A 26,955-nucleotide genomic window follows, 5' to 3' on the forward strand; every position below is an offset into this window, starting at 1 on the left:
GTCGGTTCCTTGAGCGCGGTGCGATGGTTCGCATTCGGTCGCGTTGGTTCGCGTTTATTCGGCTGGCGAGAGGCTTCGGATCGGTGCGATTGATGTGATGCAAGCGTGATGCGGGCCTACACGCGCGATACGTCGAATTGCGCCTTGCTGCCCTTGCCGTATACCTTGAGCGCGCCCTTCTCGCCCACCGCGTTCGGCCGGTTGAAAATCCAGTTCTGCCACGCCGTCAGACGGCCGAAGATGCGCGTCTCCATCGTCTCGCGGCCGTTGAAACGCAGATTCGCTTCCATGCCCGTCAGCGCATCCGGCGACATCGCCGCGCGTTCTTCGAGCGCAATGCGGATTTCGTCAGCCCAGTCGATGTCATCCGGCGACGCCGTCACGAGACCCAGGCGCTCCGCTTCGACCGCCTTCACGGGCTGACCGATCTTCGCGCGCACGGCATCGAGCGGCTCCGTTTCTTCGTAGAAGCGCCGCGCGAGCCTCGACTGATGCGTGACCATTGGATACAGCCCGAAGTTGACTTCCGACAGCGTGATCGCGGGCTCTTCATCTTCGTTCGCAGGCAGCGCGGCCATGTAGGTGCGGTCGGCGGCGAACGCGAACTCGGCGAACGTGCCCGCGAAGCACGAACCCGGCTCAATCAGCGCAAACAGCGAACGCGACGACACGTCGATGCGCGCGAGCGTGCGGCGCAACAGGCCGATCGTTTCGCGCACCAGCCAGTGGTCCTTGTGTTGCAGCAACGTGGCGTCGACAGCGAGCACCGCGCGTGCGTCGCCTTCCGTCTTAAGGATCCACGTGCCGATATCGAGCTCGTTCGTGCGCATCGACAGGATCGCGTCGTCGAGTTCGCGCGCGTACTGCAGCGGCCACCAGCTCGCGCCCTTCGCGACGATGGCGTCGATATCTGTCGGCTGTTCGGTCGTAGGCGCTTTGGCCGTGAAAGTGGCCGTGCGTTTCGCCCGGTCGATGGTCACGTCGAGCGTCGCATACGTGAGGCCGTCGTCGCGATCCGTGCGTTCGATGCGCGTCAGCGCCACGCCTTGCGCATCCGCTGGACGATCGCTTTGCTGCGCGAGTTCCAATGCACGCGCAGCGATCGCCTGCTCGAACTGGTTCGGCTTCACGACTTCATCGACGAGACGCCACTCCTTCGCGCGCGCGCCGCGGATGCCTTCGACCACGGTGCAGAAAATGTCGGCGCGATCGTGCCGCACCTTGCGTTTGTCGGTGACGCGCGTGAGGCCGCCCGTTCCCGGCAGCACGCCGAGCAGCGGCACTTCCGGCAGCGCCACCGATGACGAGCGGTCGTCGATCAAATAGATCTCATCGCACGCGAGTGCCAGTTCGTATCCGCCGCCTGCACATGCACCGTTGACTGCTGCAAGAAACTTCAGGCCCGAATGACGCGACGAGTCCTCGACGCCGTTGCGGGTTTCGTTCGTGAATTTGCAGAAGTTGACCTTCCATGCATGCGACGACAGGCCGAGCATGAAGATGTTTGCACCCGAGCAGAACACGCGGTCTTTCAGGCTCGTGAGGACGACCGTCCGCACTTCCGGATGCTCGAAGCGGATGCGCTGGAGTGCATCGTGCAGTTCGATATCGACGCCCAGGTCGTATGAATTCAGCTTCAGCTTGTAGCCGTCGCGGATGCCTCCGTCTTCGGCGATGTCGATCCCGAGCGTCGCCACCGGACCATTGAACGCGAGCTTCCAGTGCTTGTACTGCGAGGGATCGGTGCGGTAGTCGACTCGTACGGCGGCGGTCTCTGCCGGGAACACGGCTGCGGACATGGGGCGTCTCCTGAGACGGATGCAAATTGTTTGAAAGAACAATAGTGCACCATCACAGCCATGTAAAGCACTTTACTTCATGTTTTCGGGTTATCCCTATCTCAATCGGCTCTGGACCGACTTCGGCACATGCATCAGGTTTCATCGCCCAGTTCTGCGGCGAGACGCGCGGCGAGGCGGTCGCGCAGTTGCAGATAGGCGTCGGCCAGCGTGCGCTCGCTGGTGTCGAAGGTCATGTCGGCACGGTTATAGAGTTCGCCGCGGCCCGCGAGGATGCGCTTGAGGTCCTCCATCGCCTCCTTGTTGCCCGACATGGGCCGCAAGTCGCCCTGCGCGACGACCCGGCGCATGTGCTCTTCCGGGGTGGCCTGCAGCCACACCGTGAAGCAGTGCGCGAGCAGCGCATTGAAGGTGGCGGGCTCCGACACCAGTCCGCCCGGCGAGGCGATCACGGCGCGCTCGTGCTCGCCGATCACCGCCTCGAGCGCACGCTGCTCGTAACGGCGGTACGCGCTCGCGCCATACAGAGAATGGATCTCTGCCGGCGGACAGCCCGCCATCTGCTGGATCACCTTGGTGATCTCGATGAACGGCACCTTGCGCTCCTGCGCCAGCATGCGGCCGAGCGTCGATTTCCCCGCGCCGCGCAGCCCGATCAGCGCGATGCGGTCCTTGCGATGCGGATCGCGCGGCGCCTGCGCGAACATCTCCGACAGCGCGACGCGCGCGCGCTGCAGCGCCGCCTGGTCTCGCCCCTGCAGCAGTTCGCGGATCAGCAGCCATTCGGCGGACGACGTGGTTTCATCGCCGATCACTTCGGCGAGCGGGCAGTTCAGCGTGGCCGCGATTTGCCGCAGCACCAGCACCGACGCGTTGCCGACGCCCGACTCGAGATTCGCGAGATGCCGCTCGGATAGGCCCGTTTCCGACGCCAGCGTCTTGCGCGTCATGCCGCGGCGCGCGCGCAGCAGGCGCACGCGCTCGCCCATCGCGGTCAGGAACGGATCGCGTTCTTCGCGCTCGGCTTTCGGCGCTTCGTCGTCTGCGCGGGGGTTTGGCGGAGCGTTCCCCGCAGCGTCGGAGTAAGTTTGGTTCATGTCGCTAAGCCTCATCGACTAGGTATATGTACTATAGTGCTTGACATGCTCAAGGTGAACGGTTAATTTTCGCCGCATATCGATGCAATAACAACGCCGAATGCCCTCCACCGGATGGCATAGGCAAAATCGGAGACGATCGGCGGCAGAGCACATGAACTAAGGTGCGTGTCGACCGGCAGCAAAATCATCTTGCATGAGACCTGAGCAAGGCGCGGGCAGGCAAGCGCGAAAGCGTCAGCTTCGTTCGATACGCCGGTTCAGGTCGACAGGAGGCAAGCATGTCCCCTCAGGATTTTCAGCGTCTGATTGCAGGCGTGACCGCGCAATTGGACGGCCGCCCGCTCGACCCGTCGCTGGCCGGGTGGCTCAACGCGACCTGGCCCGCCGGCAGCGCCACTTACGACGAGCTCGCCAACGCATGCCGCGTGGGCGTCGCCGAAGGCTGGCTGTGCAATCGCGAGCACGGCGGCATCCGCTACGGCCGCGTCATCAAGCCCACACCCGACACGCACGGCTTTTCAGTCGACGTCGTCGACATGCAGGACATTTCCGGTCCGCATCACGTGCACCCACACGGCGAAATCGATCTGATCATGCCGCTCACAGAAGGCGCGACCTTCGACGGTCATCCGGCCGGCTGGTGCGTGTACGGTCCCGGCAGCGCGCATCGACCGACGGTCGCGCGCGGACAGGCGCTCGTGCTGTATCTGCTGCCGCAAGGTGCAATCGAATTCACGCGGGACGCCAGCGTTGCCTGAAACGCCCCACGCGCGCTTTCACGTCCCCTTTTCCGTTCCCATGCACTCCGCCTCAACTCGCCGGAGGAAACATGCAAGCCTTGCTGGAATCGCACCCGGGGGAGCCCGCGCCGAACGTCGAAGCGCCCCCCGCGCAGTTCAACTTCGCGTCGCATCTGTTCCGCCTCAACGACGTGCGGCCCGACAAGCCCGCCTATATCGACGACGCCGGCGTCACCACCTACGCGCAACTCGAAGACCGCGCGCGCCGCTTCGCTGGCGCGCTGCGCTCGCTCGGCGTGCATTCCGAAGAGCGCATCCTGCTCGTGATGCTCGACACGGCCGAATTGCCCGTCGCGTTTCTCGGAGCGCTTTATGCGGGCGTCGTGCCCGTGGTCGCGAACACGCTGCTGACGTCCGCCGACTATCTGTACATGCTCACGCATAGCCACGCGCGGGCCGTGATCGCATCGGGCGCACTGCTGCCGAATGTCGAAAAAGCGATGAGCGAGGCGGAACACGACGGCTGTCTGTTGATCGTGTCGCAGCCTGTGCAGGTCGATCCGCCGCCAACGTATGTTCTTGGCCAGTTGATCGACGGCGCCGAGCCGTCGATGAAACCCAATGCATGTAGCGGCGACGATATTGCGTTCTGGTTGTATTCATCCGGTTCAACCGGCAAACCGAAAGGCACGGTGCACACGCATGCAAACCTGTACTGGACTGCAGAGCTCTATGCGAAGCCGATACTCGGCATCAGCGAACGCGACGTGGTGTTCTCCGCCGCCAAGCTGTTCTTCGCCTATGGCCTCGGCAATGCACTGACGTTTCCCCTGTCGGTCGGCGCTTCGGCCGTGCTGATGGCCGAGCGTCCGACACCCGACGCCATCTTCAGGCGACTCGTCGAGCATCGGCCGACGATCTTCTACGGCGTACCGACGCTGTACGCGAACATGCTCGTGTCGCCAAATCTGCCGCCGCGCGAGCAGGTCGCGATGCGCGTCTGCGCATCGGCGGGCGAAGCGTTGCCGCGCGAGATCGGCGAGCGCTTCACCGCGCACTTCGGCTGCGAGGTTCTCGACGGCATCGGTTCGACGGAGATGCTGCATATCTTTCTGTCGAATCGCCCAGGTGCAGTCGAGTACGGAACAACGGGCCGCCCTGTGCCGGGATATGAAGTGGAGTTACGCGACGAAGCGGGCCATTCCGTGCCCGACGGTGAAGTCGGCGATCTGTTCATCAAAGGGCCGAGCGCCGCGCTGATGTACTGGAGCAACCGCGAGAAGTCGCGCGCGACCTTCCTCGGCGAGTGGATTCGCAGCGGCGACAAGTACAGCCGCTTGCCGAACGGCTGCTATCAATATGCAGGCCGCAGCGACGACATGCTGAAAGTAAGCGGCCAGTATGTGTCGCCCGTCGAAGTGGAAATGGTCCTCGTGCAACATACTGCCGTGCTCGAAGCCGCCGTCGTCGGGGTCGATCACGGCGGCCTCGTGAAAACGCGTGCATTCGTCGTGCTGAAACGAAATGCCGATGCATGCGATGCACTCGCGGATGAACTCAAGTCGTTCGTCAAGGACAAGCTCGCGCCGCACAAGTATCCGCGCGATATCGTCTTCGTCGATGATCTGCCGAAGACGGCAACCGGTAAGATTCAACGCTTCAAACTGCGGGAACAGCTCAACAGCTGATGAACGGAATGGCCGAACCTGTTACGACCTTGCGCGAAGACGCCGGTAGCGCGTCGGTCGCGTTGCCTGCGACTGCACAACGCGACGCGCTGGATATCGAATACCGCTGGCTCAACGCGCATCTTGCCGATGCGCCGCTGGCCGTGTTCCTGCACGAGGGACTCGGCTCCGTCGCGATGTGGAAGGACTGGCCCCAGAGCGTATGCGACAGGCTCGGCATGCGCGGCCTCGTGTATTCGCGCCCGGGCTATGGACGTTCGACACCGCGTCCACACCATGTCAAATTGCCCGTCGATTTCATGTCGGTGCAGGCGCGCGACATCTTGCCCGCGTTGCTCGATGCACGCGATGTGAGCGCTGAGGAAAGAAAACGCATGTGGGTGATCGGTCACAGCGACGGCGGATCGATCACGCTGCTTTATGCTGCCGCTTTTCCGGATGCACTGGCCGGCGCCGTTGTGGTTGCGCCGCATGTCTTCGTCGAGGACATTTCCGTCGCGAGCATTGCCGAGGCGAAGACGGCCTACGAGCAGTCGGATCTGCGTAGCAAGTTGGCGCGTCACCACGACGACGTCGATTCGGCCTTTTATGGCTGGAACGACGTATGGCTAAGCGATGCGTTCCGGTCGTGGAGCATCGTCGATGAACTCGAGTGCATTCGCTGCCCGCTGCTTGCCGTGCAGGGGTACGACGATCATTACGGCACGATGGCGCAAATCGACACGATTGCGCAGCGCGCTCCACATACTCAACTGGCGAAGCTCGACAACTGCGGGCACTCGCCTCATCGCGATGCGCCGCAAGCGCTCAACGATGCGATCATCGATTTCATCAAGAAGCACGACGCCACTGCGCAGGCTTGAATCGGCAAGCGAACCAAGCCGGCTTGAGAGTGCAGCAAAGCATTGCACTGTAGTTCTCCACAGAAACCGTTCATAAGCCTGTGGGTAACCTGGGCAAGACCCGCTCAAGTCATTGATGCAATTCAGATTGCACACGCTGCATCCACCTCGCGTCCGCGCGCACGCTTCTTCTGCGCGCGGACACGCCGCGAGGTTGTCCACATTTTCCGTGACCAACCTTGTGGACAACGCGCCGATAACGCACTCAAGTCATTGAACCGTCACAGGGAATGCGCGTTGCATCGGATGCAGCGCATTCCACTGCATATCGATGCACACGCGCACCGTCGCGCATCCTTACACGCATCTTTCTGCACTTCCTTCCGCGCTCGCTCTGCATTTCTTTCGTCGCCTCACGCTTCACAATAGCTACACACACGATGGCTATCGTTACGCGTCTCTCAAGCATGGTGCCGGAGGATGACGATGCCCGCTCTGCACAAAACAGCACATAGCCCGCAACGCAAGCGATTGCACTGGATGCTCGCCGTCGTCGCGGCATCGATCGCCGCCACGGCATGCAGTGACGACTCGTCGATGCAGGCGTCGCAAGAACAGAATCAGCAGCAACAGACACAACGCGAGCAACAGCCCGCCCTCGCGACGACATTCAACGCCCCGCCCACGCAATCCACGTCGGCCGCCGGCACCACGCTTCAAACACCGCAATCCCCTTCCGCGCAGGCACAAACCGCAGCCCCCGGCGGCGCCAGCGCAGCCGATTCCGTCGTTCTCGCACCACCCGTGATTCACACCGTCGATTGAGTTCTGCCCAGTCAGGCTCCATGCCCCCGCATGGATGCCGTCCCTTACCGTTTCTTCCCTCACGATCAAAGGCAACATGACTTCAAAAAACCGCCGTGATTTTCTGCGAGCCGCCGCCCAGGCAGCCGGCTCCGCCACCGCATTGACGATGCTCCCCCTCGGCATCCGCAATGCGCTCGCGATTCCCGCGAACAACAAGACGGGCAGCATCCGCGATATCGAACACATCGTCGTGTTGATGCAGGAAAACCGCTCGTTCGATCATTACTTCGGCACGCTGCGAGGCGTGCGCGGTTTCGGCGACACGCGCGCGATCAACCTGCCGAACGGCAAACCGGTGTGGCATCAACCGCTGGCGGGCGGCGCCGGCGAAGTGCTGCCGTTCCGGCCGACGGCGCCGAATCTCGGCCTGCAGTTCCTGCAAGACCTGCCGCACGACTGGCCGACGACGCACGGCGCATGGAACGGCGGCCGCAACGACCAGTGGGTGCCGAACAAGGGCACGACGACGATGGCGTACCTCACGCGCGACGACATCCCGTTTCACTATCAGCTGGCCGACTCGTTCACGATCTGCGACGCGTACCACTGCTCGCTGATGGGCGCGACCGACCCGAACCGCTACTACATGTGGACCGGCTGGGTCGGCAACGACGGCTCGGGCGGCGGCCCTGTCGTCGACAATTCGGAACTGGGTTACGGCTGGTCGACGTATCCTGAGGTGCTGGAAACAGCGGGCATTTCGTGGAAGATCTATCAGGACATCGGCACTGGGCTCGACGCGAAAGGGTTTTGGGGCTGGACGGACAATCCGTATATCGGCAACTACGGCGACAACTCGCTGCTGTACTTCAACCAGTATCGCAACGCGCAGCCCGGCAATCCGCTGTATGAAAAAGCGCGCACGGGTACGAACGTGTCGGCAGGCGACACGTACTTCGACATCTTGCGCAAGGACGTTCAGAACAACCAGTTGCCGCAGGTGTCGTGGATCGTTGCGCCAGAAGCGTATTCCGAGCATCCGAACTGGCCTGCGAACTATGGCGCGTGGTATGTCGATCAGGTGCTGCAGATCCTGACATCGAACCCCGAGGTGTGGAGCAAGACCGCGCTGCTCATCAACTACGACGAAAACGATGGTTTCTTCGATCACGTGTCGCCGCCGTTTGCGCCGTCGTCGAGTGCGAATGGTCTGTCGACCGTCGATACCACCAACGAAATCTATCCCGGCGGCAACAACGGCAAATACGCAGCCGGTCCGTACGGCCTCGGACCGCGCGTGCCGATGCTCGTCGTGTCGCCCTGGTCGAAAGGCGGCTGGGTGTGCTCGGAGGTGTTCGATCACACGTCCGTGATCCAGTTCATCGAAGCGCGTTTTGGTAAAGGCCACAAATTGTCGGAGCCGAACATCACGCCGTGGCGTCGCGCGGTATGCGGCGATCTGACGTCGGCGTTCAACTTCAAGAACCCGAACGATGCGTTCCCGACGCTGCCGTCCACCGCATCGTACAAGCCGCAGGATCAGGACCGTCATCCGGACTACAAGCCGTTGCCGCCCGCCGTCGGCTCCGTGCCGAAGCAGGAGTCGGGCGTGCGTCCGGCGCGCGCGGTGCCGTATGAGCTGTTCGTCCGCATCAATGACAACAGCAGCGGCAAGCTCTCGATGCGCTTCGTCAACACGGGCGACGCCGGCGCGAACTTCCTCGTGTTCGAAGCGCTGAGCGCCGATGCGCCGCGCACGTATACAGTGGAAGCGGGCAAGCGTCTCGTCGATCAGTTGCCGGTCAACGCAGATGGTTCGTACGATTTCACGGTGCACGGGCCGAATGGCTTCCTGCGCCGCTTTGCCGGCAAGCAGGTCGCGCAGCATTTCTGGAATAGCCACGATCGCGCGAACCCGGAAGTCGCGGAGGGCTACGACGTCGCGAACGGCAATCTGCAACTGCGTCTGAAGAACGACGGCAACACGCGCTGCCAGTTCAAGATCGTCAATGCGTACGATTCGGGCAAGCCCCTCACGCACACCGTACGCGGCGGCGACAGCGACACCGTGAATCTCGATTTGCGTCACGTGTACGGCTGGTACGACCTGACGATCACCGTCGATAGCGACGCGTCGTTCACGCGCCGTTTTGCGGGTCACGTCGAGACGGGCAAGCCGAGCATGAGCGATCCGGCGCTGGGCGGGCAGTAAGCGAGTTACCGGTTTGGCGGTTTAGCGCAGCTCAAAACGAAAGCCCGTGCCGTTGTGTAGACGGCACGGGCTTTTTTACTATCTGCGCTTACGCGCGCTTCGGAATGTCCAACCCTCGCGCGACAGCGGGACGCGCCAGAAACGCGTCGAGCGCGCGCTTCACATGCGGGAAGTCGTCAAAGCCGACAAGATCGGAAGCTTCATAGAAGCCGACCAGATTGCGCACCCACGGGAAGGTCGCGATATCGGCAATCGTGTAGTCGTCGCCCATGATCCACTTGCGCGTCGCGAGCCGCTCGTTCAGCACGCTGAGCAGCCGCTTCGATTCGTTGACGTAGCGCTCGCGCGGACGCTTGTCCTCGTAGTCCTTGCCCGCGAATTTGTGGAAGAAGCCGACCTGACCGAACATCGGTCCGATCCCTCCCATCTGGAACATCACCCATTGAATCGTCTCGTAGCGGACCGACGCGCGCTGCGACATCAGTTGCCCCGTCTTGTCCGCGAGATAGATCAGGATCGCGCCCGACTCGAAGAGCGGCAGCGGCTCGCCATCCGGGCCGCTCGGATCGATGATCGCGGGAATCTTGTTGTTCGGATTGAGCGACATGAATTCCGGCGACAGCTGATCGTTCGTATCGAAGCGCACCAGATGCGGTTCGTACGCGAGGCCTGTTTCTTCCAGCATGATCGACACCTTGACGCCGTTGGGCGTCGGCAGCGAGTACAGCTGGATGCGCTCTGGATGCGCAGCGGGCCACTTCTTCGCGATCGGGAAAATGGATGGGTCAGGCATGAAAGGTCCTTGTGAGCTTGAGTCGGCAAACAGGGACCAATATAGACGGGTTGAGTGCGCTTTGCTTGCGGTTGAACGGATGAGGGCTCGCGGACGCAACGTAGTGCGGTCTCGCTCAATCGATACGCGATATCCGCGCTTGCGTCTCCGATGGATCGAACAGATGCGCCAGCGTACGCACGCTCAGATAGCCGATGAACAGATTCGCGCCGACGAACACAGGCACCGACAGCGTCTGGGCAGGCGGCACGCCCGCGTGCGCGAGCTTCATGCATGCGAGCGTCGCCGACGCGACACCGAACGTGTACGCCCACCATGACGGCGCGAACGGATGCTTCGTCAGCCATCCGCCGAGCCGCAAGCCAATCAGCATCTGGAACAGGCCATAGCCGAGCAGCATCACGATCCAGTGATCGACGGAACCCGGCTGCAACACCAGCGCGGCCGCCGCGCCGACGACGGGCGGCGCGAACTGGATGCCGAGCAACGGCCGCTGCTCGGGCGGCAGCGCGGCACCGTGCCACAAGCGGTAGATGATCAATGGCTCGATTGCGAGCCACGAAAAAATGCCTGCACCGAACAGCAGCCAGCCCCATTCGGGACGGCCCATCGTGGCGAGCGCCGCCGCGCCTGTGAAGTTGCCGGCGACGGTCGGCAGATAGAGCGTGGGCGCCGTGTCGAGCATGTCGCGCCCGCCCTGCCACAACATCCCCGTATGCCACAGCGCAAAAGTCAGATGCCACGCGAGGCCTGCCACGGCGAGCGCCGCTGCGAGTCCGCGGGAATACGGGAAGACGGCCTGCACGATCAGCAGCGTCGACACGCCGAGCAGCGCGGCTGTGCCGCCCGCGACGGGATGCTTGAACTCGTCGACGACTTCGGCGGGATTGCGCAACGCGTGCAGCACGTATGCGATCAACAGGCCGCACCAGACGAGCGTCGCAAGCAGCAGGATCGCTTCACCGACGGCGGCGCTCACATGCCACATTCGCGCTGCGACCCGCCATGACTGGCCGAGGCCGGACAGACCGAGCACGATGCTGAAGAGCGAAGCGGAAATCGAGGTGCTTTTCATGTTGCGGGTTGATCTGACTGCGTGCGAAACGCGTTGCGGCGCAGTGGGATCGCGAGCATGCATAGCCGTGCACGCACGCTCGATCCGTTCGCGCGAGATTGCCCGAAGTATGCCGTCGATACGTGGATGGCGCCCGTCAGAACGATTGGCCGAAGTGCGTCGACACGCGGGCGGCAGAGCCGTCAGCCGCCCGCGGGACGGCGTCGGCCCGTTGATCTATTGCCGGATGGCCTGAGCCCTGTGCGGCAATCGTTGTGGCAACGTGTCGCAGACGTGTTTCCATCGCGCTCGGTTTCGAGCGCGATGGACCAGGCGCAAGCGGTGCGTCAACGTGCCGGGGCTACGCGAGAGCGCTTGACGACCTCGCCCTGACGCGCGCGGCGTCGTGTCGAACGAACGACGACGCCGCGCCGCCTTTGCTACGTCAGCCTGCGCTCACACGCGCGCCCACTACGTCCTCGCCAGAGTCACCCGCTACCCTCGCCAGCACCGGCTCCAGCGCCCGCCCCGTATGGCTCGCCGCGACGCGCACGAGGCCTTCGGGATCTGTCGACGCGACGATCGAGCCGCCACCCACACCACCCTCGGGTCCGAGATCGATGATCCAGTCCGCTTCGGCGATCACATCGAGATCGTGTTCGATCACGACAACGCTGTGCCCCGCGTCAGCGAGCCGATGCAGCACGCGAATCAGCTTTGCGACGTCGGCCATATGCAGGCCGACAGTCGGTTCGTCGAGCACGTATAGCGTGTGCGGCGCCTTTTGTCCGCGGCGTGTGATGTCGTCGCGCACCTTGCTCAGTTCGGTGACCAGCTTGATGCGCTGCGCCTCGCCGCCCGACAGCGTCGGCGACGGCTGGCCGAGCGTCAGATAGCCAAGGCCGACGTCCTTCATCAGTTGCAGCGGATGCGCGATGTTCGACATCGGCGCGAAGAAGTCGACGGCTTCGTCGATTTCCATCGTCAGCACGTCGCCGATATTCTTGCCGCGCCACGTCACCGCGAGCGTTTCCGGATTGAAGCGCTGACCATGGCACACATCGCACGGCACCTTTACGTCGGGCAGGAAGCTCATGCCGATCGTACGCACGCCTTGTCCTTCACACGCCGGGCAACGGCCGTCGCCCGTATTGAACGAGAAGCGCGATGCCGTGTAGCCGCGCGCCCGCGCTTCGAGCGTGTCGGCGAACAGACGTCTGATGGTGTCCCATACGCCGATGTACGTGGCAGGACACGAGCGCGGTGTCTTGCCGATCGGCGTCTGATCGACTTCGAGCACGCGGTCGATCGGCTCGAAGCCGCTAATCGATTCGCAGCCCTGCCACGCATGCGCGACGTTCAGCGACGGCCGGGACGCGCTGCGTGCGAGCACGCTCGAACGACGGTTCGCAGCGGGCGCCTCTTCCGTTTGCGCGGCCTTGCGCGCGCGGCGCACGGCGGGCGACGACAGCACCGACCGGCCGACGGCATCGAGCAGATTCGTCATCAGCACATCGCGCGCGAGCGTCGACTTGCCCGATCCGCTGACCCCCGTCACGGCGACGAGACGCCCGAGCGGAATGCCGACGGTCACATCGCGCAGATTATGCAGCGTTGCGCCATGCACGGTGAGCCACCTTTCCGGCACGGCGGGCGCGCGTTTTGTGGTGAGCGAAACAGGACGCCGCGCTTGCAACGGATGAAGAATCGGCTGTGCGAGAAACTGACCTGTCAGGGAATTCGACTGCGCGGACAGATCGCCGACGCGTCCCTGCGCGACCAGCGTGCCACCGCGCTTGCCCGCGCCCGGACCAATATCGATGATGTGATCCGCGCGGCGTATGGTGTCTTCGTCATGCTCGACGACGACCAGCGTATTGCCCTTGTCGCCGAGCTTGCGCAGCGCGTTCAGCAGAATCTGGTTGTCGCGCGGATGCAAACCAATAGTCGGCTCGTCGAGCACGTAGCAGACGCCCTGCAGATTGCTGCCAAGTTGAGCCGCCAGACGGATGCGTTGCGCTTCGCCGCCCGACAGACTCGGCGCTGCCCGGTCGAGGCTCAGATAACCAAGGCCCACTTCCTCGAGGAACTGCAGGCGGCTGCCGATTTCACTGATCACGTCGCGTGCGATTTCCGCATCACGCCCAGTCAGTTCGAGTTCATCGATCCAGCGTCGCGTATCCGACACGGTCCACTGCGCGACGTCGACGATCGACGTTTCGCTGAACGATACGGCGCGAGCGGACGGATTCAGACGCGTGCCGTGGCAATCCGGACACGGCTCGTCGACGACGCCCTCCGGTTCCTGCTCGTCCGACGGCAAGGTCTGTTCGCGCCCGCGGTTGTCGTCGACGAGGACGGTGTCGTCATAGTCGGCGCGCTGTTCGCGAGTCAGTGCGAGACCCGTACCGACGCAGGTCGTGCACCACCCGTGCTTGCTGTTGTACGAGAACATGCGCGGGTCCAGTTCGGGATAACTGGTGCCGCACACAGGACACGCGCGCTTGACCGACAGCACCTTCACTTCGCCGACATGCGCGGTCGGCCCATTGCGGGTCATCGCGTGTTCGAGGCCGTCGAGCGGCGCGAGCAGATGGATCACGCCCTTGCCCGCTTCGAGCGTTTCGTCGAGCAGGCGACGCAGTTCGGCTTCCTTGTCCGCCGACACGACAATGTCTCCGACGGGCAATTCGATCGTATGCTCGCGGAAACGATCGAGCTTCGGCCACGGATCGACGGGCACAAACTCGCCGTCGACGCGCAAGTGCGAATTGCCGCGCGCTTTCGCCCACTTCGCGAGGTCGGTATAGACGCCCTTGCGGTTCACGACGAGCGGCGCAAGCAGTCCGACATGATCGCCTTTGTGATCGCGCATCAACTGCGCGACGATCGACTCGACACTTTGCGACGTGACGGGCGCGCCGTCGTGAATGCAATGCTGGATGCCCAGCTTCACATACAGCAGACGCAGAAAGTGCCATACCTCCGATGTCGTCGCGACCGTGCTCTTGCGTCCGCCACGCGACAAACGCTGCTCGATTGCAACGGTGGGCGGGATGCCATACACAGCATCGACTTCGGGACGGCCGGCGGGCTGCACGATGGAACGCGCATACGCATTCAGCGATTCCAGATACCGGCGCTGCCCCTCATGGAACAGGATGTCGAACGCGAGCGTCGACTTGCCTGAACCCGAGACACCTGTGATGACGTTGAACTTCCCATGTGGAATATCGACGTCCAGCGCTTTCAGGTTGTGCTCGCGCGCATTGACGATGCGCACGACGTCTTCGCCTTCCACCGCGCGCCGCGCGCGCGCCGCGTTCAGCGCCGTCTGGAGCGGCATGCCATGTGCGGCGGCTTCCGCCTTTTCGGCCGCCTCCGTCGGCTCGATTGCGAGCCCCATTGCGCGGTCGTATTGGACGAGCGCTTCGCCTGTGTGCGAACCCGGGCATTGCTTGACGTCTTCCGGCGTACCCGCGCACACGACGAGGCCGCCGGCATCGCCACCCTCGGGACCGAGATCGATCAGCCAGTCAGCCGCACGGATCACGTCGAGATTGTGCTCGATGACGATCAACGAATGACCGCTCGCCAGCAGCTTGCCGAACGCCTGCATCAGCTTGGCGATATCGTCGAAGTGAAGACCGGTGGTCGGCTCGTCGAACATGAAGAGGCGTGCCACCGGCGCCTGCTTCGCACCGCGCGCCGTCTTCGCTTGAGCGGTTTCCGCGAGGAAGCCCGCGAGCTTCAGACGCTGCGCCTCGCCACCCGACAACGTCGGCACCGGCTGGCCCAGTTTCACGTATTCGAGACCGACATCGACGATAGGCTGCAACACCCGCAGGACTTCGCCATCCGCGGCGAACATCGTGACCGCCTCGTGCACGGTCAGTTCCAGCACGTCTGCGATGCTCAGCCCGCGACCGGCGCGCTCGATCTTCACCTCGAGCACTTCGGGCCGATAACGGCTGCCGTCACAGTCCGGACAACGCAAATAGACGTCGCTCAGGAACTGCATTTCGATATGTTCGAAGCCGGAGCCGCCGCAGGTTGGGCAGCGGCCGTCTCCCGAATTGAAGCTGAACACGCCCGCGCCATAGCCGCGTTGCAGCGCGAGCGGCGCCTTCGCGAACAGCTTGCGGATTTCGTCGAACGCGCCGACGTAGCTCGCGGGATTCGAGCGCGTGGTTTTACCGATCGGCGACTGGTCGACGAATATCGCGTCGCTGATCTGCTCGACGCCCGTCAGACTGCGGTGCGCGCCCGGCGATTCTGTCGCCTTGCCAAGCTGGCGCGCCAGCGCGGGATACAGCACATCCTGGATCAGTGTCGACTTGCCGGAGCCCGATACGCCCGTCACGCACACGAGACGTTGCAACGGAATGTCGACCGTCACGTCGCGCAGATTGTGCTGGCGGGCGCCTTCTAGCACGATGCGCGGCGTGCTTGTATCGACAGGCCGACGTGCCCAGTGCGCGGCATCTGCGACGTGCTTGCGTCCGCCGAGATACTCGCCCGTCAGCGTGCCCGCCGAACGGATCTTGTCCGGCGCGCCGTCATAAATGATCGTGCCGCCGCGTTCGCCCGGCCCTGGTCCCATGTCGATCAGGCGATCGGCGGCGAGCATCACGGAAGGATCGTGTTCGACGACGACAAGCGTATTGCCCGCATCGCGCAGCCGATGCATCGCTTCGACGATTCTGTTCAGGTCGCGCGGATGCAGGCCGATGCTTGGTTCGTCGAGCACGAACAGCGTCTTGGTCAGCGACGTGCCGAGTGCCGTGGTCAGGTTGATCCGCTGCACTTCGCCGCCCGACAGCGTACGGCTCTGACGATCGAGCGTGAGGTAGCCGAGGCCGACGTCACACAGATATTTGAGGCGCGTGCGCACTTCGGCGAGCAACAGCTTTAGCGCGTCGTCGAGCAGCGCGCTCGGCAACGTGATCTCGTCGAAGAAGCGCCGGATGCGTTCGATGGGCAGCAGCATCAGGTCGTGCACCGTCAGCCCCGCCAATGCTTCGAGCTGCGCACGGTTCCAGTCGACTCCGCGCGGCATGAAACGCCGTGCCGGCTCCAGCACCCCGTCCGCATTCTGTTTCGAACCGAGTCGCCACAGCAGCGATTCCGTCTTCAGGCGCGCGCCGCCGCACGTCTCGCACGGCGTGTAGCTACGGTACTTCGACAGCAGCACGCGAATATGCATCTTGTACGCTTTCGACTCCAGATAGCCAAAGAAGCGCTTCACGCCATACCACTGTTTCTGCCACTCGCCGTCCCAGTCCGGCGAGCCGTTGATGACCCAATCGCGCTCGGCTTCCGTGAGCTCGGACCAGCGCGTATCGCGGCGAATGTTGGCCTTCGCGGCGTAGCGCATCAGGTCGTCTTGGCACTCCTTCCATGCGGGCGTCTGCATCGGCTTGATAGCGCCGCCGCGCAACGTCTTGCGCTCGTCTGGAATCACGAGGCCGAGATCGACCCCGATCACCCGTCCGAAGCCGCGACATGTATCGCACGCGCCATAGGCCGAATTAAACGAGAACAATGCGGGCTGCGGATCGGCGTAGCGAAGATCGCTGTCCGGATTGTGCAGCCCCGTGGAGAAGCGCCAGATCTGCGGCTCGGCTTCTTCGCCCTCTGGCGCCTGCGACAGCACGTAGACGTTGACGCGCCCGCCGCCGCGTTTGAGCGACGCCTCGATAGCCTCAACCACCCGTGCCTTTTCGACCTGATGCAGACGGAAACGGTCGGCCACGACGTCGAGCACCTTGCGCATGCCTGTGGGCGACGCGACTTCGCGCTGCGCCTGAACACGCGTATAGCCACTCGCGGAAAGCCATTGCTCGACTTCCGCCTCGCTCGTCGATTCCGGTAGCTCGACCGGAAAAGTCACGACGATGCGCGGATCATCAGTGGTCGTGCGGGCATCCAGTTCGGCGTAAATCGTCTCCGGCGAATCGTGCCGGACAGCCTGTGCGGTCTTGCGGTCGAACAGTTCCGCCGCGCGCGCGTAAAGCAGCTTCAAATGGTCGTTCAGCTCCGTCATCGTGCCAACCGTCGAGCGGGAACTCCGCACCGGGTTGGTCTGATCGATGGCGATGGCGGGCGGCACACCGTCGACGCGGTCGACCTGCGGCCGGTCCATCCGGTCGAGAAACTGCCGGGCGTACGCGCTGAACGTTTCGACGTAGCGCCGCTGCCCTTCGGCATACAGCGTGTCGAACACGAGACTCGACTTGCCCGAGCCCGACGGCCCCGTCACGACGGTCATTTCGCCCGTGTGAAGGTCGAGGTCGACGTTCTTCAGGTTGTGCTGGCGTGCGCCACGAATTCGGATCGTTCCGTTAGATGACAATTTGCCTGTCCGTCTGAATGAGTTGGCCGGGGCATGATGGCCGGCCGTTTGCGGCCACGCGTGCTCGTGCGGCGAGGTTCGTGCGGCGCGCGGAGCCGAGATAGCTGGAGGCCGCCGCGCCGGATAGGTGAATACTATACTGTATGTTTATACAGTTTTGCACGCCGATTGCACGACGATAACGCTGCGAACGGCATAAGCCAAATGACCAGTGTGTGACGCCGCGAACTTGGTGCGGTTCAGCGTGGAATCGAGTCAATCCTGGCGCAGGCTCCCGCCGCTCGCGTCATGTTCCGACGCGCAACGCAAAAGAAAAACCCGGCGGAGCACCGGGTTCGAATGGCCGTCCCCCACAGCCTTCGGGCGAAGGCCGCGCGGCCGCTTACCACACGCCATCTGCCACCTTGCGGCGGTCGAATGCGCATCGACGATGGTCTTCGTCTGGTTCGCCCCCCGGCGGACCACGAAGCGTCGGGCGACTCCTCGCAGCACTTCATGCATCGTCCGAACGCTCAAGCAATGTATGAGCGCAGGCTTAACGGAAACTTAAAGCGCGACGCGCTTGCTGGATGGGATGCGGTAAGGCGCACAGAAACGGCCCAAATACTCCGTACTCGCGGCTGGAAGTTCGATGCGGGGTGCCTATCATTCTTTGGAACGCCGAGGTGGCGGCATCGGGTTGTGGATTCAGTAGGATGAATCTGCATGCGGTGCGGGCTCCTGAGCGCCGCGATCCGCAGCGCCCGTCACGGTGACGGCTCGCCACTGGCCGGCATCGCCGCGACTGAAGTGGAGGTGCGCAATGAAGTTCATTGTTCAGTGGAACGGGCTGCCAACAGCACAGCAATCGGCCGTCGAGCGCTTCATGAAAACGGGCGGTGCCCTGCCGCCCGATGGCATCACGATGCTTGGACGCTGGCATTCGATCGGCGAGTTGAGCGGCTGCGCGATCGTCGAGTCCGACAGCACCGCACCGATGGCCGCGTGGATGCTGCAATGGGGCGATATTTTTACGTTCAGGATTTCGCCCGCCGTCACCGACGAGGAACTCGGGGCCGCGTTGGGTGCGTTTCTGGCGCAGAAGTGAGGTGCTGCTGCGTTCGGCGATTGCGTTGATCCCGCGGGACATCGATTAATCAGGATGACGATGCAGTTCGATGTTTATCCGGGACACGTGCAGAACGGCGGCGCAAAAGAAAAAAGGACTTACGGCATGACACCGTAAGTCCTTTTTGTCTTTCTGGTCGGGGCGAGAGGATTTGAACCTCCGACCACCTGCACCCCATGCAGGTACGCTACCAGGCTGCGCTACGCCCCGAAAGCATGAAATTATAACAGACCCTTCACGCGAATAGAACTGCAACAATCAATCTCGATACAACTAAATCGTTCAATGCCCGAGCAGGTCGATCACTTGCAGCAACTCCTTGCGCAACTGATCGACATCGACCGTGGCCGTGGTCGCGGTCGGTTGCATGACCGTACCTTCGACCACTTCGCCCTCGCCTTCCGCGGCTTGACCGGCACCATGCGCATCGAGCCGGTTGCGCGCGCCGTTGATCGTGAAGCCCTGCTCGTACAGCAGTTCGCGGATCCGCCGGATCAGCAGCACTTCGTGATGCTGGTAGTACCGGCGATTGCCCCTGCGCTTCACCGGACGCAACTGCGTGAACTCCTGCTCCCAATACCGCAGCACATGCGGTTTCACTCCGCATAGTTCGCTGACTTCACCGATCGTGAAGTAGCGCTTCGCGGGAATCGGAGGCAAGACGACTTTTTCGATCGTCGCTGTCATCGTCAGTTAGCGGTCGGATAACCGTCGTAGTGGTTGCGCGGGCGCGCGAATCGATCAGCGCGCGAAGCTCTCTTCAGCGCCGTTCTCGACCAGCGCCTTCAGCTTTTGACTTGCGTGGAACGTCACGACGCGGCGCGCGGCGATAGGAATCGCCTCGCCCGTTTTCGGATTTCTGCCCGGACGCTGTGGCTTGTCGCGCAACTGGAAGTTGCCGAAGCCGGACAGCTTGACGCTGTCGCCACTCTCCAACGCGTCGCGAATTACCTCGAAGAACGCTTCGACCATGTCCTTCGCTTCCCGCTTGTTGAGCCCGACGTTGTCGAACAGCAGCTCGGCAAGCTCAGCCTTGGTGAGCGTCGGCGCTTCGCCCGACGCGCTGGCGGTTGAGGTAGGGATATCGCGAATCATGGCGCTACGCTGCGCCGTAAGAAGGGCTTCGAAATCACTCGAGTTCATTTCATTCATATCTGTCAAATGGCGCGTCAACCAGAACGGAACTTGCGGAACAGCCGTTATCGGTTATCCGCGCAACCGGGCGCCATATACTCGAGCAAGACGATCCACCAGAGTCTGAATGGCCAGATCGACCGTTTCATCCTGAAGGGTGCCACCAGTATCTTGCAAGGTTACACGGAACGCAAGGCTTTTCTCGTGCGCTGCCAGCCCGCCGGAAGTATTTGATTTTGCACGAAATTCATCGAAAAGCGCAACCCTTTGAATGGTCTTGCAAGCCTCGTCCGAAAGCGCCTTTTGCATCTCGTCAAAGAGCGCCTGAACTTCGATTTTCTGATCGACGACGATCGCGATATCGCGCCGCACGGGCGGGAATTTCGACACTTCCGTCGGGGCCGGCAGCGCGCGCTGCATCAGCGCCTCTGCTTCGACTTCGAACAGGATCGGCGCATGCGGCAGGTCGTACTTCTGCATCCAGCGCGGATGCAGTTCGCCGATCCAGCCGATCGCATGGCCATCGAGTTCGATGCGCGCGCTACGTCCCGGATGTAACGCAGGATGTTCAGCCTTCACGAAGCGCGCGACGGCAGGTGCCAGCAACGCTTCGAGATCGCCCTTCACGTCGAAGAAGTCGACGGCACGCGTTTGCGCGCCCCACTGCTCTTCGGCGACGGGACCGTATGCGAGCGCACCCATCATCTTCGGTTGCGCGAAGCCTTCGATGGCCAGTTCACCCGCCTTGATCGACGCGTCCTGCAGGAACACGCGGCCCGCTTCGAACACGCGAATGCGGTCCGCGCGACGGTTCAGGTTATGGCGCAGCACGTTGATCAGGCTGCCGAACAGCGTCGTGCGCATCACCGACAGCTGGCTCGCGATCGGATTCAACAGGCGCACCGGCTTGTCGTTGCCCGCGAAATCCTGCTCCCATTCGGTATCGACGAAACTGAAGTTCACCGTTTCCGCGTAATCGCGCGCGGCGAGCGCGTGACGCAGCATGTGAATGGAGCGCTGCGTTTCGTGCGTGCGGCGCATCTCGCTGCGCGCCACGGGCGGACGCGCCGGAATTTTCTCGAAGCCGTAAATGCGCGCGACTTCTTCGATCAGGTCCTCTTCGATTTCGATATCGAAGCGATACGGCGGCGGCGTCACGAGGAAGTCATCGCCTTCGCGCTCGAACGGCAGGCCAAGGCGCGTGAAGATCTGCGCGATCTCGTCAGCGCTGATCGCCACGCCGATGATGCGGTTCGCGCGCGCGACGCGCATCTTCACGGGCGCACGCTTCGGCACGTTGACGATCTGATCGTCGACGGGACCGGCCTCGCCGCCGCAGATGTCGAGAATCAGCTGCGTGATCCGTTCGATATGGTCGACGGTTGTCGAATAGTCGACGCCCCGTTCGAAGCGATGGCCCGCGTCCGTCGAGAAGTTATAACGGCGCGAACGGCCACGGATGCTATCGGGCCACCAGAACGCGGCTTCGAGATAGATGTGGGTCGTATCGAGCGTGACGGCCGTGCTGTCGCCGCCCATGATGCCCGCGAGGCTTTCGATGTGGTGATCGTCGGCGATCACGCCGACCGTTTCATCCACTTCGACGGTGTTGCCGTTCAGCAGCTTCAGCGACTCGCCGAGCTTGCCCCAGCGCACGTCCATGCTGCCGTGAATCTTGTCCAGATCGAACACGTGCGACGGACGGCCGAGTTCGAGCATCACATAGTTCGAAATGTCGACCAGCGCCGAAATGCTTCGTTGACCGGAACGTTCGAGACGCTCGACCATCCACGCCGGCGACTTTGCGCGCGCGTTCACGCCACGAATGACACGGCCCGAGAAACGGCCGCACAGGTCTGGCGCCGAAATCTTCACGGGCAGCGTTTCATTGAGCTTGACTTCGACGGGCTTGATGTCGAGCGGACGCAGCGGCGCACCCGTGATCGCAGCCGTCTCGCGCGCGACGCCGAACACCGACAGGCAATCGGCCTTGTTCGGCGTCAGCTTGATTTCGAACACGGTGTCGTCGAGGTTCAGCGTTTCTCGGATATCCTGGCCGATCGGCGTATCTTCCGGCAGGATCAAGAGGCCGCTATGATCTTCGGACAGCTTCAGCTCGCGCGCCGAGCACAGCATGCCTTCGCTTTGCACGCCGCGCAGCTTCGAGAGCTTGATCTCAAACGGCGCGCCGCCCTCTTCGGCAGGCGGCAGTTGCGCGCCCACCAATGCGACGGGCACCTTGATGCCGGGCGACACGTTCGGCGCGCCGCACACGATGTTCAGCGTCGCGCCCGTGCCGGCGTCGACCTGACACACGTTGAGCTTGTCCGCGTCCGGGTGCTTGACGACTTCGAGCACGCGGCCCACCACGATCTTCGACGTCGGCGGCGCAGCGGGACGCAGGTCTTCCACTTCGAGACCGGCCATCGTCAGGGCGTGCGACAGTTCGTCCGTCGTCAGTTGCGGATCGACAAAGGTTCTGAGCCAGGATTCCGGGAATTGCATGGTTCTGTACGTTCTAAACAGGTTGTGTCCGCATCCGGCCAGTATGTCGACAATGTCGGCACCAAGCTGGAGGCGCTGTTTGCAGCGTGGCACTCAGGTTGCCGAATGCCATGCCGCTCTCGTCGCGTGCTTAAAGCCTGTTGGCTCACGCTCTACGCTTAGGCTCGCCTCAGGCGAACTGGCGCAGGAAGCGCAGGTCGTTTTCAAAGAACAGACGCAGGTCCTGAACGCCGTAACGCAGCATCGCCAGACGCTCGAGGCCGCTGCCGAATGCAAAGCCGATATAGCGCTCGGGGTCGAGGCCCATGTTGCGGATCACCGTCGGGTGAACCTGGCCCGAGCCCGAAATTTCGAGCCACTTACCGGCGTTCTTGCCATGCTCGAACATCATGTCGATCTCGGCTGACGGCTCGGTAAACGGGAAGTACGACGGACGGAAGCGCACGAGAATATCGTCGCGCTCGAAGAATTTCTTGAGGAAGTCGGTGTAGACGCCCTTCAGGTCGGCGAAGCTGATGTTCTCGTCGATCCACAGGCCTTCGACCTGATTGAACATCGGCGAGTGCGTCGCGTCACTGTCTACGCGGTACGTGCGGCCGGGCACGATCACCTTGATAGGCGGCGTGTTGGTGCGCGCGTAGCGGACCTGCATCGGGCTGGTGTGCGTGCGCAGCAGCAACGGACGGCCTTCGGCGTCCTTGCCGTCGACGTAGAACGTGTCCTGCATCGAACGCGCCGGATGGTTTTCCGGGCTGTTCAGCGACGTGAAGTTGTACCAGTCGGTTTCGATCTCCGGGCCGTCGGCCACGTCGAAACCAATCGTGCGGAAAATCTGTTCGACGCGCTCCCACGTGTGCATAACGGGGTGCAGGCTGCCCGTGCCCGCACCGCGGCCGGGCAAGGTGACGTCGATAGCTTCGGCCGCGAGACGCTGGTTCAGCAGCGCGTCGGCAAGCGCCTGGCGGCGCGCCGTCAGCGCGGCTTCGACCTGCTGCTTGACGATGTTGATCCGCGCGCCTTCCGTCTTGCGCGTTTCGGGATCGAGCTTGCCGAGCCCCTTCAACAGTTCCGTCAGTGCGCCCGACTTGCCGAGAAAGCGTGCCTTCTCGTTTTCGAGCGTGGTGACGTCTGAGGCTTGTTCAAAGGCGCCTTTTGCGTCGGCGACAATCTGGTCCAGATCCATTGATCCCATCTTTTCAACGTCAGTATTCAATCGAAGTAAAACTGGCTCGACCAACAAAAAAGGGGCTCGGTGAGGAGCCCCGTTTTTGTTGCAGCGTCACCGAGACTACCGGATTGTTCGCTGCAACGAACCACGCAGTACTAGATGCTAACAGCGCACTCAGGCTGCAACGGCGGCTTTCACCTGCTTGACGATCGCAGCAAAAGCAGCCTTGTCGAACACAGCCATGTCGGCCAGCACCTTGCGGTCGAGTTCGATCGACGCCTTCTTCAGGCCGTTGATGAACACGCTGTACGTCATGTCGTGCTGACGCACCGCCGCGTTGATACGCGTGATCCACAGTGCGCGGAACACACGCTTCTTGTTGCGGCGATCGCGGTAGGCGTATTGGCCTGCGCGCATGACCGCCTGCTTGGCGATGCGATAGACGTTATTGCGGCGGCCGCGGTAACCCTTGGCCAGTTTGATGATCTTCTTGTGGCGGGCCCGTGCGGTAACCCCACGTTTGACTCGAGGCATGTTTCGCTCCTATGAGTGTCGGTTAAGGGTTAGGCGAACGGCAGCATCGCGCGTACGGAGTTCAGATCGGAATCATGAACTGCCGTGGAGCCGCGCAGGTGACGCTTGTTCTTGGTGGTCTTCTTGGTAAGAATGTGGCGCTTGAAGGCTTGACCGCGCTTGACGGTACCGCCCGGACGAACCACGAAGCGCTTTGCAGCGCTCTTCTTGGTCTTCATCTTCGGCATGACAACTACTCCATTATTTGATGGACATGGGTGTGCGGTTGGCCCAGAAAGCCCTCATCCGCCCTTTGAAACCCACTCCACTTGGTATGCAGACGGCCTGAACTGCTGACCGCTGCTTTTCAGGAAGAACGCACGCTGTAAAACTGCGAGCGCATTCCGAAACCTGCTTGCACACGCCGCCTTCGACGACGCGCGACTCTAACTTTCCGACAAACGCGCCGCGCACATTGAGATGCGCAGCGAACGTCTACTTACTTCTTTTTCTTCGGCGCCAGCACCATGATCATCTGGCGGCCTTCCATCTTGGGCATCTGCTCGACCTGACCGACTTCATCCAGATCGGTACGCAGACGCTCGAGCATACGCATGCCGATTTCCTGGTGAGCCATTTCGCGGCCACGGAAACGCAACGTGATCTTCGTCTTGTCGCCATCTTCAAGGAAGCGGACGAGATTGCGCAGCTTGACGTTGTAGTCACCGTCATCCGTACCCGGCCGGAATTTGACTTCCTTGACCTGAATGACCTTCTGCTTGAGCTTGGCCTCGTGCTGCTTCTTCGCTTCCTGGTACTTGAACTTGCCGTAGTCCATCAGGCGGCAGACGGGAGGAACCGCTTGCGGGGCGATTTCAACCAGATCCACGTCCTGCTGTTCCGACAGGCGGAAAGCATCAGCCAGTTTTACGATGCCGAGCGGTTCGTTGTCGATTCCGACCAGACGCACCTCGGGTGCAGTAATTTCACCGTTGATGCGATGCGACGACTTATCAGTAGCGATGTTACGTTTCCTCTAAAAATTAAAAAAACGAGCCGCGCTGCCTGGTGGTTACTTGAACGACTGCACGTCCTGGCGCAGACGCTCGCTGAAGGCATCGAGGGACATCACGCCCAGATCGACACCGCCACGGGCACGCACGGCTACCGTTTGTGCATCACGCTCTTTATCGCCGACGACCAGCAGATACGGCACCTTTTCCAGCGTGTGCTCGCGTATTTTATAGCTAATCTTCTCGTTGCGCAAATCGGCCTCCACTCTAACCCCTTGTTTTTGCAACGATTGGGCCAGAGATTGTGCGTATTCCGCCTGACTTTCCGCGATATTCATCACGACAACCTGCATCGGCGCCAGCCAGGCAGGCATTGCACCGGCATGGTGCTCGATCAGAATGCCGAGGAAACGCTCCATTGATCCGACGATTGCCCGGTGCAGCATGATCGGGCGGCGGCGGCTATTGTCCTCCGCCACGTACTCGGCGCCGAGGCGCTCGGGGAGCACCATGTCGAGCTGCAGCGTGCCGCACTGCCACGAACGGCCGAGCGCATCCTTGATGTGATATTCGACCTTCGGACCGTAGAACGCGCCCTCGCCCGGCAATTCTTCCCAGTTCACGCCGCACGCCGTCAGCGCGTCACGCAGGCCCTGCTCGGCGCGATCCCAGGTTTCATCCGTACCCGCGCGCGCGTCGGGGCGCAGCGACAGCTTGATCTCAACGTTGTCGAAGCCGAAATCCTTATAGACGCTCATCGCAAGCGTGTTGAACGCGATCGATTCGCTGATGAACTGGTCTTCGGTACAGAAAATATGCGCATCATCCTGGACGAAGCCGCGCACACGCATCAGGCCGTGCAGCGCGCCCGATGATTCGTTCCGATGGCACGAGCCAAACTCCGCATAACGCAGCGGCAGATCGCGGTACGAACGCAGGCCATGATTGAACACCTGCACGTGACCCGGGCAGTTCATCGGCTTGATTGCGTAGTCGCGCTTTTCCGACTCCGTCGTGAACATGTTTTCACGATAATTCTGCCAGTGACCGGACGCTTCCCACAGCGAGCGGTCCATGATCATCGGCGTTTTGATCTCGAGGTAGCCCGCGTCGTTCACGCGACGGCGCATGTATTGCTCGACCTGCTGCCACAACGTCCAGCCGCGCGGATGCCAGAACACCATGCCCGGTGACTCGTCCTGCATGTGGAACAGGTCGAGCTGCTTGCCGAGCTTGCGGTGATCGCGCTTTTCCGCCTCTTCGAGCATGTGCAGATACGCGTCCTGATCTTCCTTCTTCGTCCAGGCCGTGCCGTAGATACGCTGCAATTGCTCGTTCTTCGAGTCGCCGCGCCAGTACGCGCCCGCGAGCTTCATCAGCTTGAAGACCTTCAGCTTGCCCGTCGACGGGACGTGCGGGCCACGGCACAGATCCGTAAAGCCGCCGTGCGAGTACAGCTTGATCTCATCGCTTGCGGGAATCGATTCGATGATCTCAGCCTTGTACTTCTCACCAATGCTCTTGAAGTACTCGACGGCTTCATCGCGCGACACTACGCGGCGCGACACCGGCTCGTCCTTCTTCGCGAGCTCCTGCATGCGCTTTTCGATCTTCTCAAGATCTTCGGGTGTGAAGGGACGGCTATACGAGAAGTCGTAGTAGAAGCCGTTGTCGATCACCGGCCCGATCGTCACCTGCGCCTCGGGAAAGAGATCCTTCACCGCGTACGCGAGCAAATGCGCCGTCGAGTGGCGAATGATGTCGAGGCCATCGGCGTCCTTGTCCGTGACGATCGCGAGCGAGACATCGCGATCGATCAGCGCGGACGTATCGACCAGTTCACCGTCGATCTTACCGCCGAGCGCCGCCTTCGCGAGACCAGGGCCGATCGAGGCCGCCACTTCGGCGACGGTCACGGGATGCTCGTACTGTCGAACAGAACCATCGGGCAGTCGTATCGAAACCATTGCGTTCTCCGTAATGCCGGCCGGCGGCACAGGCAACAAGACTTAAAGACTAAAAAGCACGACAAAAAAAATGCGGCCCCGCTTTCGAGGGGCCGCATTCACATTTCTGCAAGACTGCTGCAAACAACAAGGGCGAAAGTGGTCCTCGACTAGCGTC

General features: G+C 62.2%; 20 protein-coding genes and 1 tRNA gene. 7 read left to right on the forward strand and 14 right to left on the reverse strand.

Features of this window, described 5'->3' with window-relative positions; genetic code table 11:
- Positions 1–116 precede the first annotated feature (116 nt).
- Together boxC and SB822_RS04240 are read right to left on the reverse strand one after the other, a co-directional pair.
- The gene (gene boxC, locus SB822_RS04235) at positions 117–1,799 is read right to left on the reverse strand and encodes a 2,3-epoxybenzoyl-CoA dihydrolase (protein WP_090835418.1); all 1,683 of its coding nucleotides are present in this window, start codon (positions 1,797–1,799) and stop codon (positions 117–119) included.
- A gap of 134 nt (positions 1,800–1,933) precedes the next feature.
- Complete coding sequence (locus SB822_RS04240; protein WP_079499929.1) at positions 1,934–2,896, reverse strand: helix-turn-helix transcriptional regulator; 963 nt, start codon at positions 2,894–2,896, stop codon at positions 1,934–1,936.
- 281 nt (positions 2,897–3,177) lie between these two features.
- Here SB822_RS04240 and SB822_RS04245 point away from each other — a divergent pair, with 281 nt between their 5' ends.
- From SB822_RS04245 to SB822_RS04265, 5 genes are all read left to right on the forward strand, one after another.
- Positions 3,178–3,657: a DUF4863 family protein gene (locus SB822_RS04245; RefSeq protein WP_090835416.1), complete on the forward strand. Its 480-nt coding sequence runs from the start codon at positions 3,178–3,180 to the stop codon at positions 3,655–3,657.
- A gap of 71 nt (positions 3,658–3,728) precedes the next feature.
- A complete protein-coding gene (locus SB822_RS04250; RefSeq protein WP_090835413.1) occupies positions 3,729–5,327 on the forward strand; it encodes a benzoate-CoA ligase family protein in 1,599 nt (532 codons plus the stop codon).
- 8 nt (positions 5,328–5,335) lie between these two features.
- A complete protein-coding gene (locus SB822_RS04255) occupies positions 5,336–6,190 on the forward strand; it encodes an alpha/beta fold hydrolase (RefSeq protein WP_176133808.1) in 855 nt (284 codons plus the stop codon).
- Positions 6,191–6,655: 465 nt separating this feature from the next.
- On the forward strand, positions 6,656–6,994 hold the full coding sequence (locus SB822_RS04260) for a hypothetical protein (protein WP_086915252.1): 339 nt from the start codon (positions 6,656–6,658) through the stop codon (positions 6,992–6,994).
- Positions 6,995–7,070: 76 nt separating this feature from the next.
- Positions 7,071–9,188: a phosphocholine-specific phospholipase C gene (locus SB822_RS04265; protein ID WP_007585484.1), complete on the forward strand. Its 2,118-nt coding sequence runs from the start codon at positions 7,071–7,073 to the stop codon at positions 9,186–9,188.
- 88 nt (positions 9,189–9,276) lie between these two features.
- Here the strand turns inward: SB822_RS04265 and SB822_RS04270 are convergent, their stop codons facing one another.
- Positions 9,277–9,981, reverse strand: coding sequence for a glutathione binding-like protein (locus SB822_RS04270; protein WP_007585483.1), 705 nt, complete (start codon positions 9,979–9,981; stop codon positions 9,277–9,279).
- A 115-nt stretch (positions 9,982–10,096) separates the two neighbouring features.
- Complete coding sequence (gene tehA / locus SB822_RS04275; protein ID WP_090835408.1) at positions 10,097–11,056, reverse strand: dicarboxylate transporter/tellurite-resistance protein TehA; 960 nt, start codon at positions 11,054–11,056, stop codon at positions 10,097–10,099.
- Positions 11,057–11,113: 57 nt separating this feature from the next.
- Between tehA and SB822_RS04280 the strand changes: the two genes are divergently transcribed.
- A complete protein-coding gene (locus SB822_RS04280) occupies positions 11,114–11,428 on the forward strand; it encodes a hypothetical protein (protein ID WP_143055693.1) in 315 nt (104 codons plus the stop codon).
- A gap of 52 nt (positions 11,429–11,480) precedes the next feature.
- Here SB822_RS04280 and uvrA read toward each other — a convergent pair whose 3' ends face one another.
- Complete coding sequence (gene uvrA, locus SB822_RS04285) at positions 11,481–17,390, reverse strand: excinuclease ABC subunit UvrA (protein WP_090835406.1); 5,910 nt, start codon at positions 17,388–17,390, stop codon at positions 11,481–11,483.
- Positions 17,391–18,192: 802 nt separating this feature from the next.
- Between uvrA and SB822_RS04290 the strand changes: the two genes are divergently transcribed.
- Entirely contained in the window at positions 18,193–18,477 is a 285-nt protein-coding gene (locus SB822_RS04290; protein ID WP_007585480.1) for a DUF3303 domain-containing protein, read from the forward strand.
- Positions 18,478–18,631: 154 nt separating this feature from the next.
- Here SB822_RS04290 and SB822_RS04295 read toward each other — a convergent pair.
- From SB822_RS04295 to thrS, 9 genes are all read right to left on the reverse strand, one after another.
- Positions 18,632–18,708, reverse strand: a tRNA-Pro gene (locus tag SB822_RS04295).
- Positions 18,709–18,780: 72 nt separating this feature from the next.
- Positions 18,781–19,185 carry a MerR family transcriptional regulator gene (locus SB822_RS04300; protein ID WP_090835402.1) on the reverse strand — a complete coding sequence of 135 codons (405 nt, stop codon included), beginning with the start codon at positions 19,183–19,185 and terminating at the stop codon, positions 18,781–18,783.
- Between the two features lie 54 nt (positions 19,186–19,239).
- On the reverse strand, positions 19,240–19,650 hold the full coding sequence (locus SB822_RS04305) for an integration host factor subunit alpha (RefSeq protein WP_007585478.1): 411 nt from the start codon (positions 19,648–19,650) through the stop codon (positions 19,240–19,242).
- A gap of 54 nt (positions 19,651–19,704) precedes the next feature.
- On the reverse strand, positions 19,705–22,137 hold the full coding sequence (pheT, locus tag SB822_RS04310; RefSeq protein WP_090835397.1) for a phenylalanine--tRNA ligase subunit beta: 2,433 nt from the start codon (positions 22,135–22,137) through the stop codon (positions 19,705–19,707).
- Positions 22,138–22,306: 169 nt separating this feature from the next.
- Positions 22,307–23,320 (reverse strand): phenylalanine--tRNA ligase subunit alpha, encoded by a 1,014-nt coding sequence (gene pheS, locus SB822_RS04315; protein ID WP_167449574.1) that lies wholly within the window; start codon positions 23,318–23,320, stop codon positions 22,307–22,309.
- 159 nt (positions 23,321–23,479) lie between these two features.
- Positions 23,480–23,839 (reverse strand): 50S ribosomal protein L20, encoded by a 360-nt coding sequence (rplT, locus tag SB822_RS04320; protein WP_007585475.1) that lies wholly within the window; start codon positions 23,837–23,839, stop codon positions 23,480–23,482.
- Positions 23,840–23,868: 29 nt separating this feature from the next.
- Positions 23,869–24,066 (reverse strand): 50S ribosomal protein L35, encoded by a 198-nt coding sequence (gene rpmI, locus SB822_RS04325; protein WP_006052501.1) that lies wholly within the window; start codon positions 24,064–24,066, stop codon positions 23,869–23,871.
- Positions 24,067–24,317: 251 nt separating this feature from the next.
- Entirely contained in the window at positions 24,318–24,842 is a 525-nt protein-coding gene (infC, locus tag SB822_RS04330; protein WP_079482295.1) for a translation initiation factor IF-3, read from the reverse strand.
- Between the two features lie 48 nt (positions 24,843–24,890).
- Positions 24,891–26,798 carry a threonine--tRNA ligase gene (gene thrS / locus SB822_RS04335; protein WP_007585467.1) on the reverse strand — a complete coding sequence of 636 codons (1,908 nt, stop codon included), beginning with the start codon at positions 26,796–26,798 and terminating at the stop codon, positions 24,891–24,893.
- Between the last annotated feature and the right edge of the window lie 157 nt (positions 26,799–26,955).

This window comes from Paraburkholderia sp. SIMBA_054, assembly GCF_046534875.1.
In the GTDB taxonomy this organism is placed as follows: Bacteria; Pseudomonadota; Gammaproteobacteria; order Burkholderiales; family Burkholderiaceae; genus Paraburkholderia; species Paraburkholderia hospita.

What these genes read in the sequence shown, in the direction of transcription:
- boxC (WP_090835418.1), bottom strand. Translation starts at nt 1,799, where the DNA reads ATGTCCGCAGCCGTGTTCCCGGCAGAGACCGCCGCCGTACGAGTCGAC.
- SB822_RS04240 (WP_079499929.1), bottom strand. Translation starts at nt 2,896, where the DNA reads ATGAACCAAACTTACTCCGACGCTGCGGGGAACGCTCCGCCAAACCCC.
- SB822_RS04245 (WP_090835416.1), top strand. Translation starts at nt 3,178, where the DNA reads ATGTCCCCTCAGGATTTTCAGCGTCTGATTGCAGGCGTGACCGCGCAA.
- SB822_RS04250 (WP_090835413.1), top strand. Translation starts at nt 3,729, where the DNA reads ATGCAAGCCTTGCTGGAATCGCACCCGGGGGAGCCCGCGCCGAACGTC.
- SB822_RS04255 (WP_176133808.1), top strand. Translation starts at nt 5,336, where the DNA reads ATGGCCGAACCTGTTACGACCTTGCGCGAAGACGCCGGTAGCGCGTCG.
- SB822_RS04260 (WP_086915252.1), top strand. Translation starts at nt 6,656, where the DNA reads ATGCCCGCTCTGCACAAAACAGCACATAGCCCGCAACGCAAGCGATTG.
- SB822_RS04265 (WP_007585484.1), top strand. Translation starts at nt 7,071, where the DNA reads ATGACTTCAAAAAACCGCCGTGATTTTCTGCGAGCCGCCGCCCAGGCA.
- SB822_RS04270 (WP_007585483.1), bottom strand. Translation starts at nt 9,981, where the DNA reads ATGCCTGACCCATCCATTTTCCCGATCGCGAAGAAGTGGCCCGCTGCG.
- tehA (WP_090835408.1), bottom strand. Translation starts at nt 11,056, where the DNA reads ATGAAAAGCACCTCGATTTCCGCTTCGCTCTTCAGCATCGTGCTCGGT.
- SB822_RS04280 (WP_143055693.1), top strand. Translation starts at nt 11,114, where the DNA reads ATGCATAGCCGTGCACGCACGCTCGATCCGTTCGCGCGAGATTGCCCG.
- SB822_RS04290 (WP_007585480.1), top strand. Translation starts at nt 18,193, where the DNA reads ATGAAGTTCATTGTTCAGTGGAACGGGCTGCCAACAGCACAGCAATCG.
- SB822_RS04300 (WP_090835402.1), bottom strand. Translation starts at nt 19,185, where the DNA reads ATGACAGCGACGATCGAAAAAGTCGTCTTGCCTCCGATTCCCGCGAAG.
- SB822_RS04305 (WP_007585478.1), bottom strand. Translation starts at nt 19,650, where the DNA reads ATGAATGAAATGAACTCGAGTGATTTCGAAGCCCTTCTTACGGCGCAG.
- pheT (WP_090835397.1), bottom strand. Translation starts at nt 22,137, where the DNA reads ATGCAATTCCCGGAATCCTGGCTCAGAACCTTTGTCGATCCGCAACTG.
- pheS (WP_167449574.1), bottom strand. Translation starts at nt 23,320, where the DNA reads ATGGATCTGGACCAGATTGTCGCCGACGCAAAAGGCGCCTTTGAACAA.
- rplT (WP_007585475.1), bottom strand. Translation starts at nt 23,839, where the DNA reads ATGCCTCGAGTCAAACGTGGGGTTACCGCACGGGCCCGCCACAAGAAG.
- rpmI (WP_006052501.1), bottom strand. Translation starts at nt 24,066, where the DNA reads ATGCCGAAGATGAAGACCAAGAAGAGCGCTGCAAAGCGCTTCGTGGTT.
- thrS (WP_007585467.1), bottom strand. Translation starts at nt 26,798, where the DNA reads ATGGTTTCGATACGACTGCCCGATGGTTCTGTTCGACAGTACGAGCAT.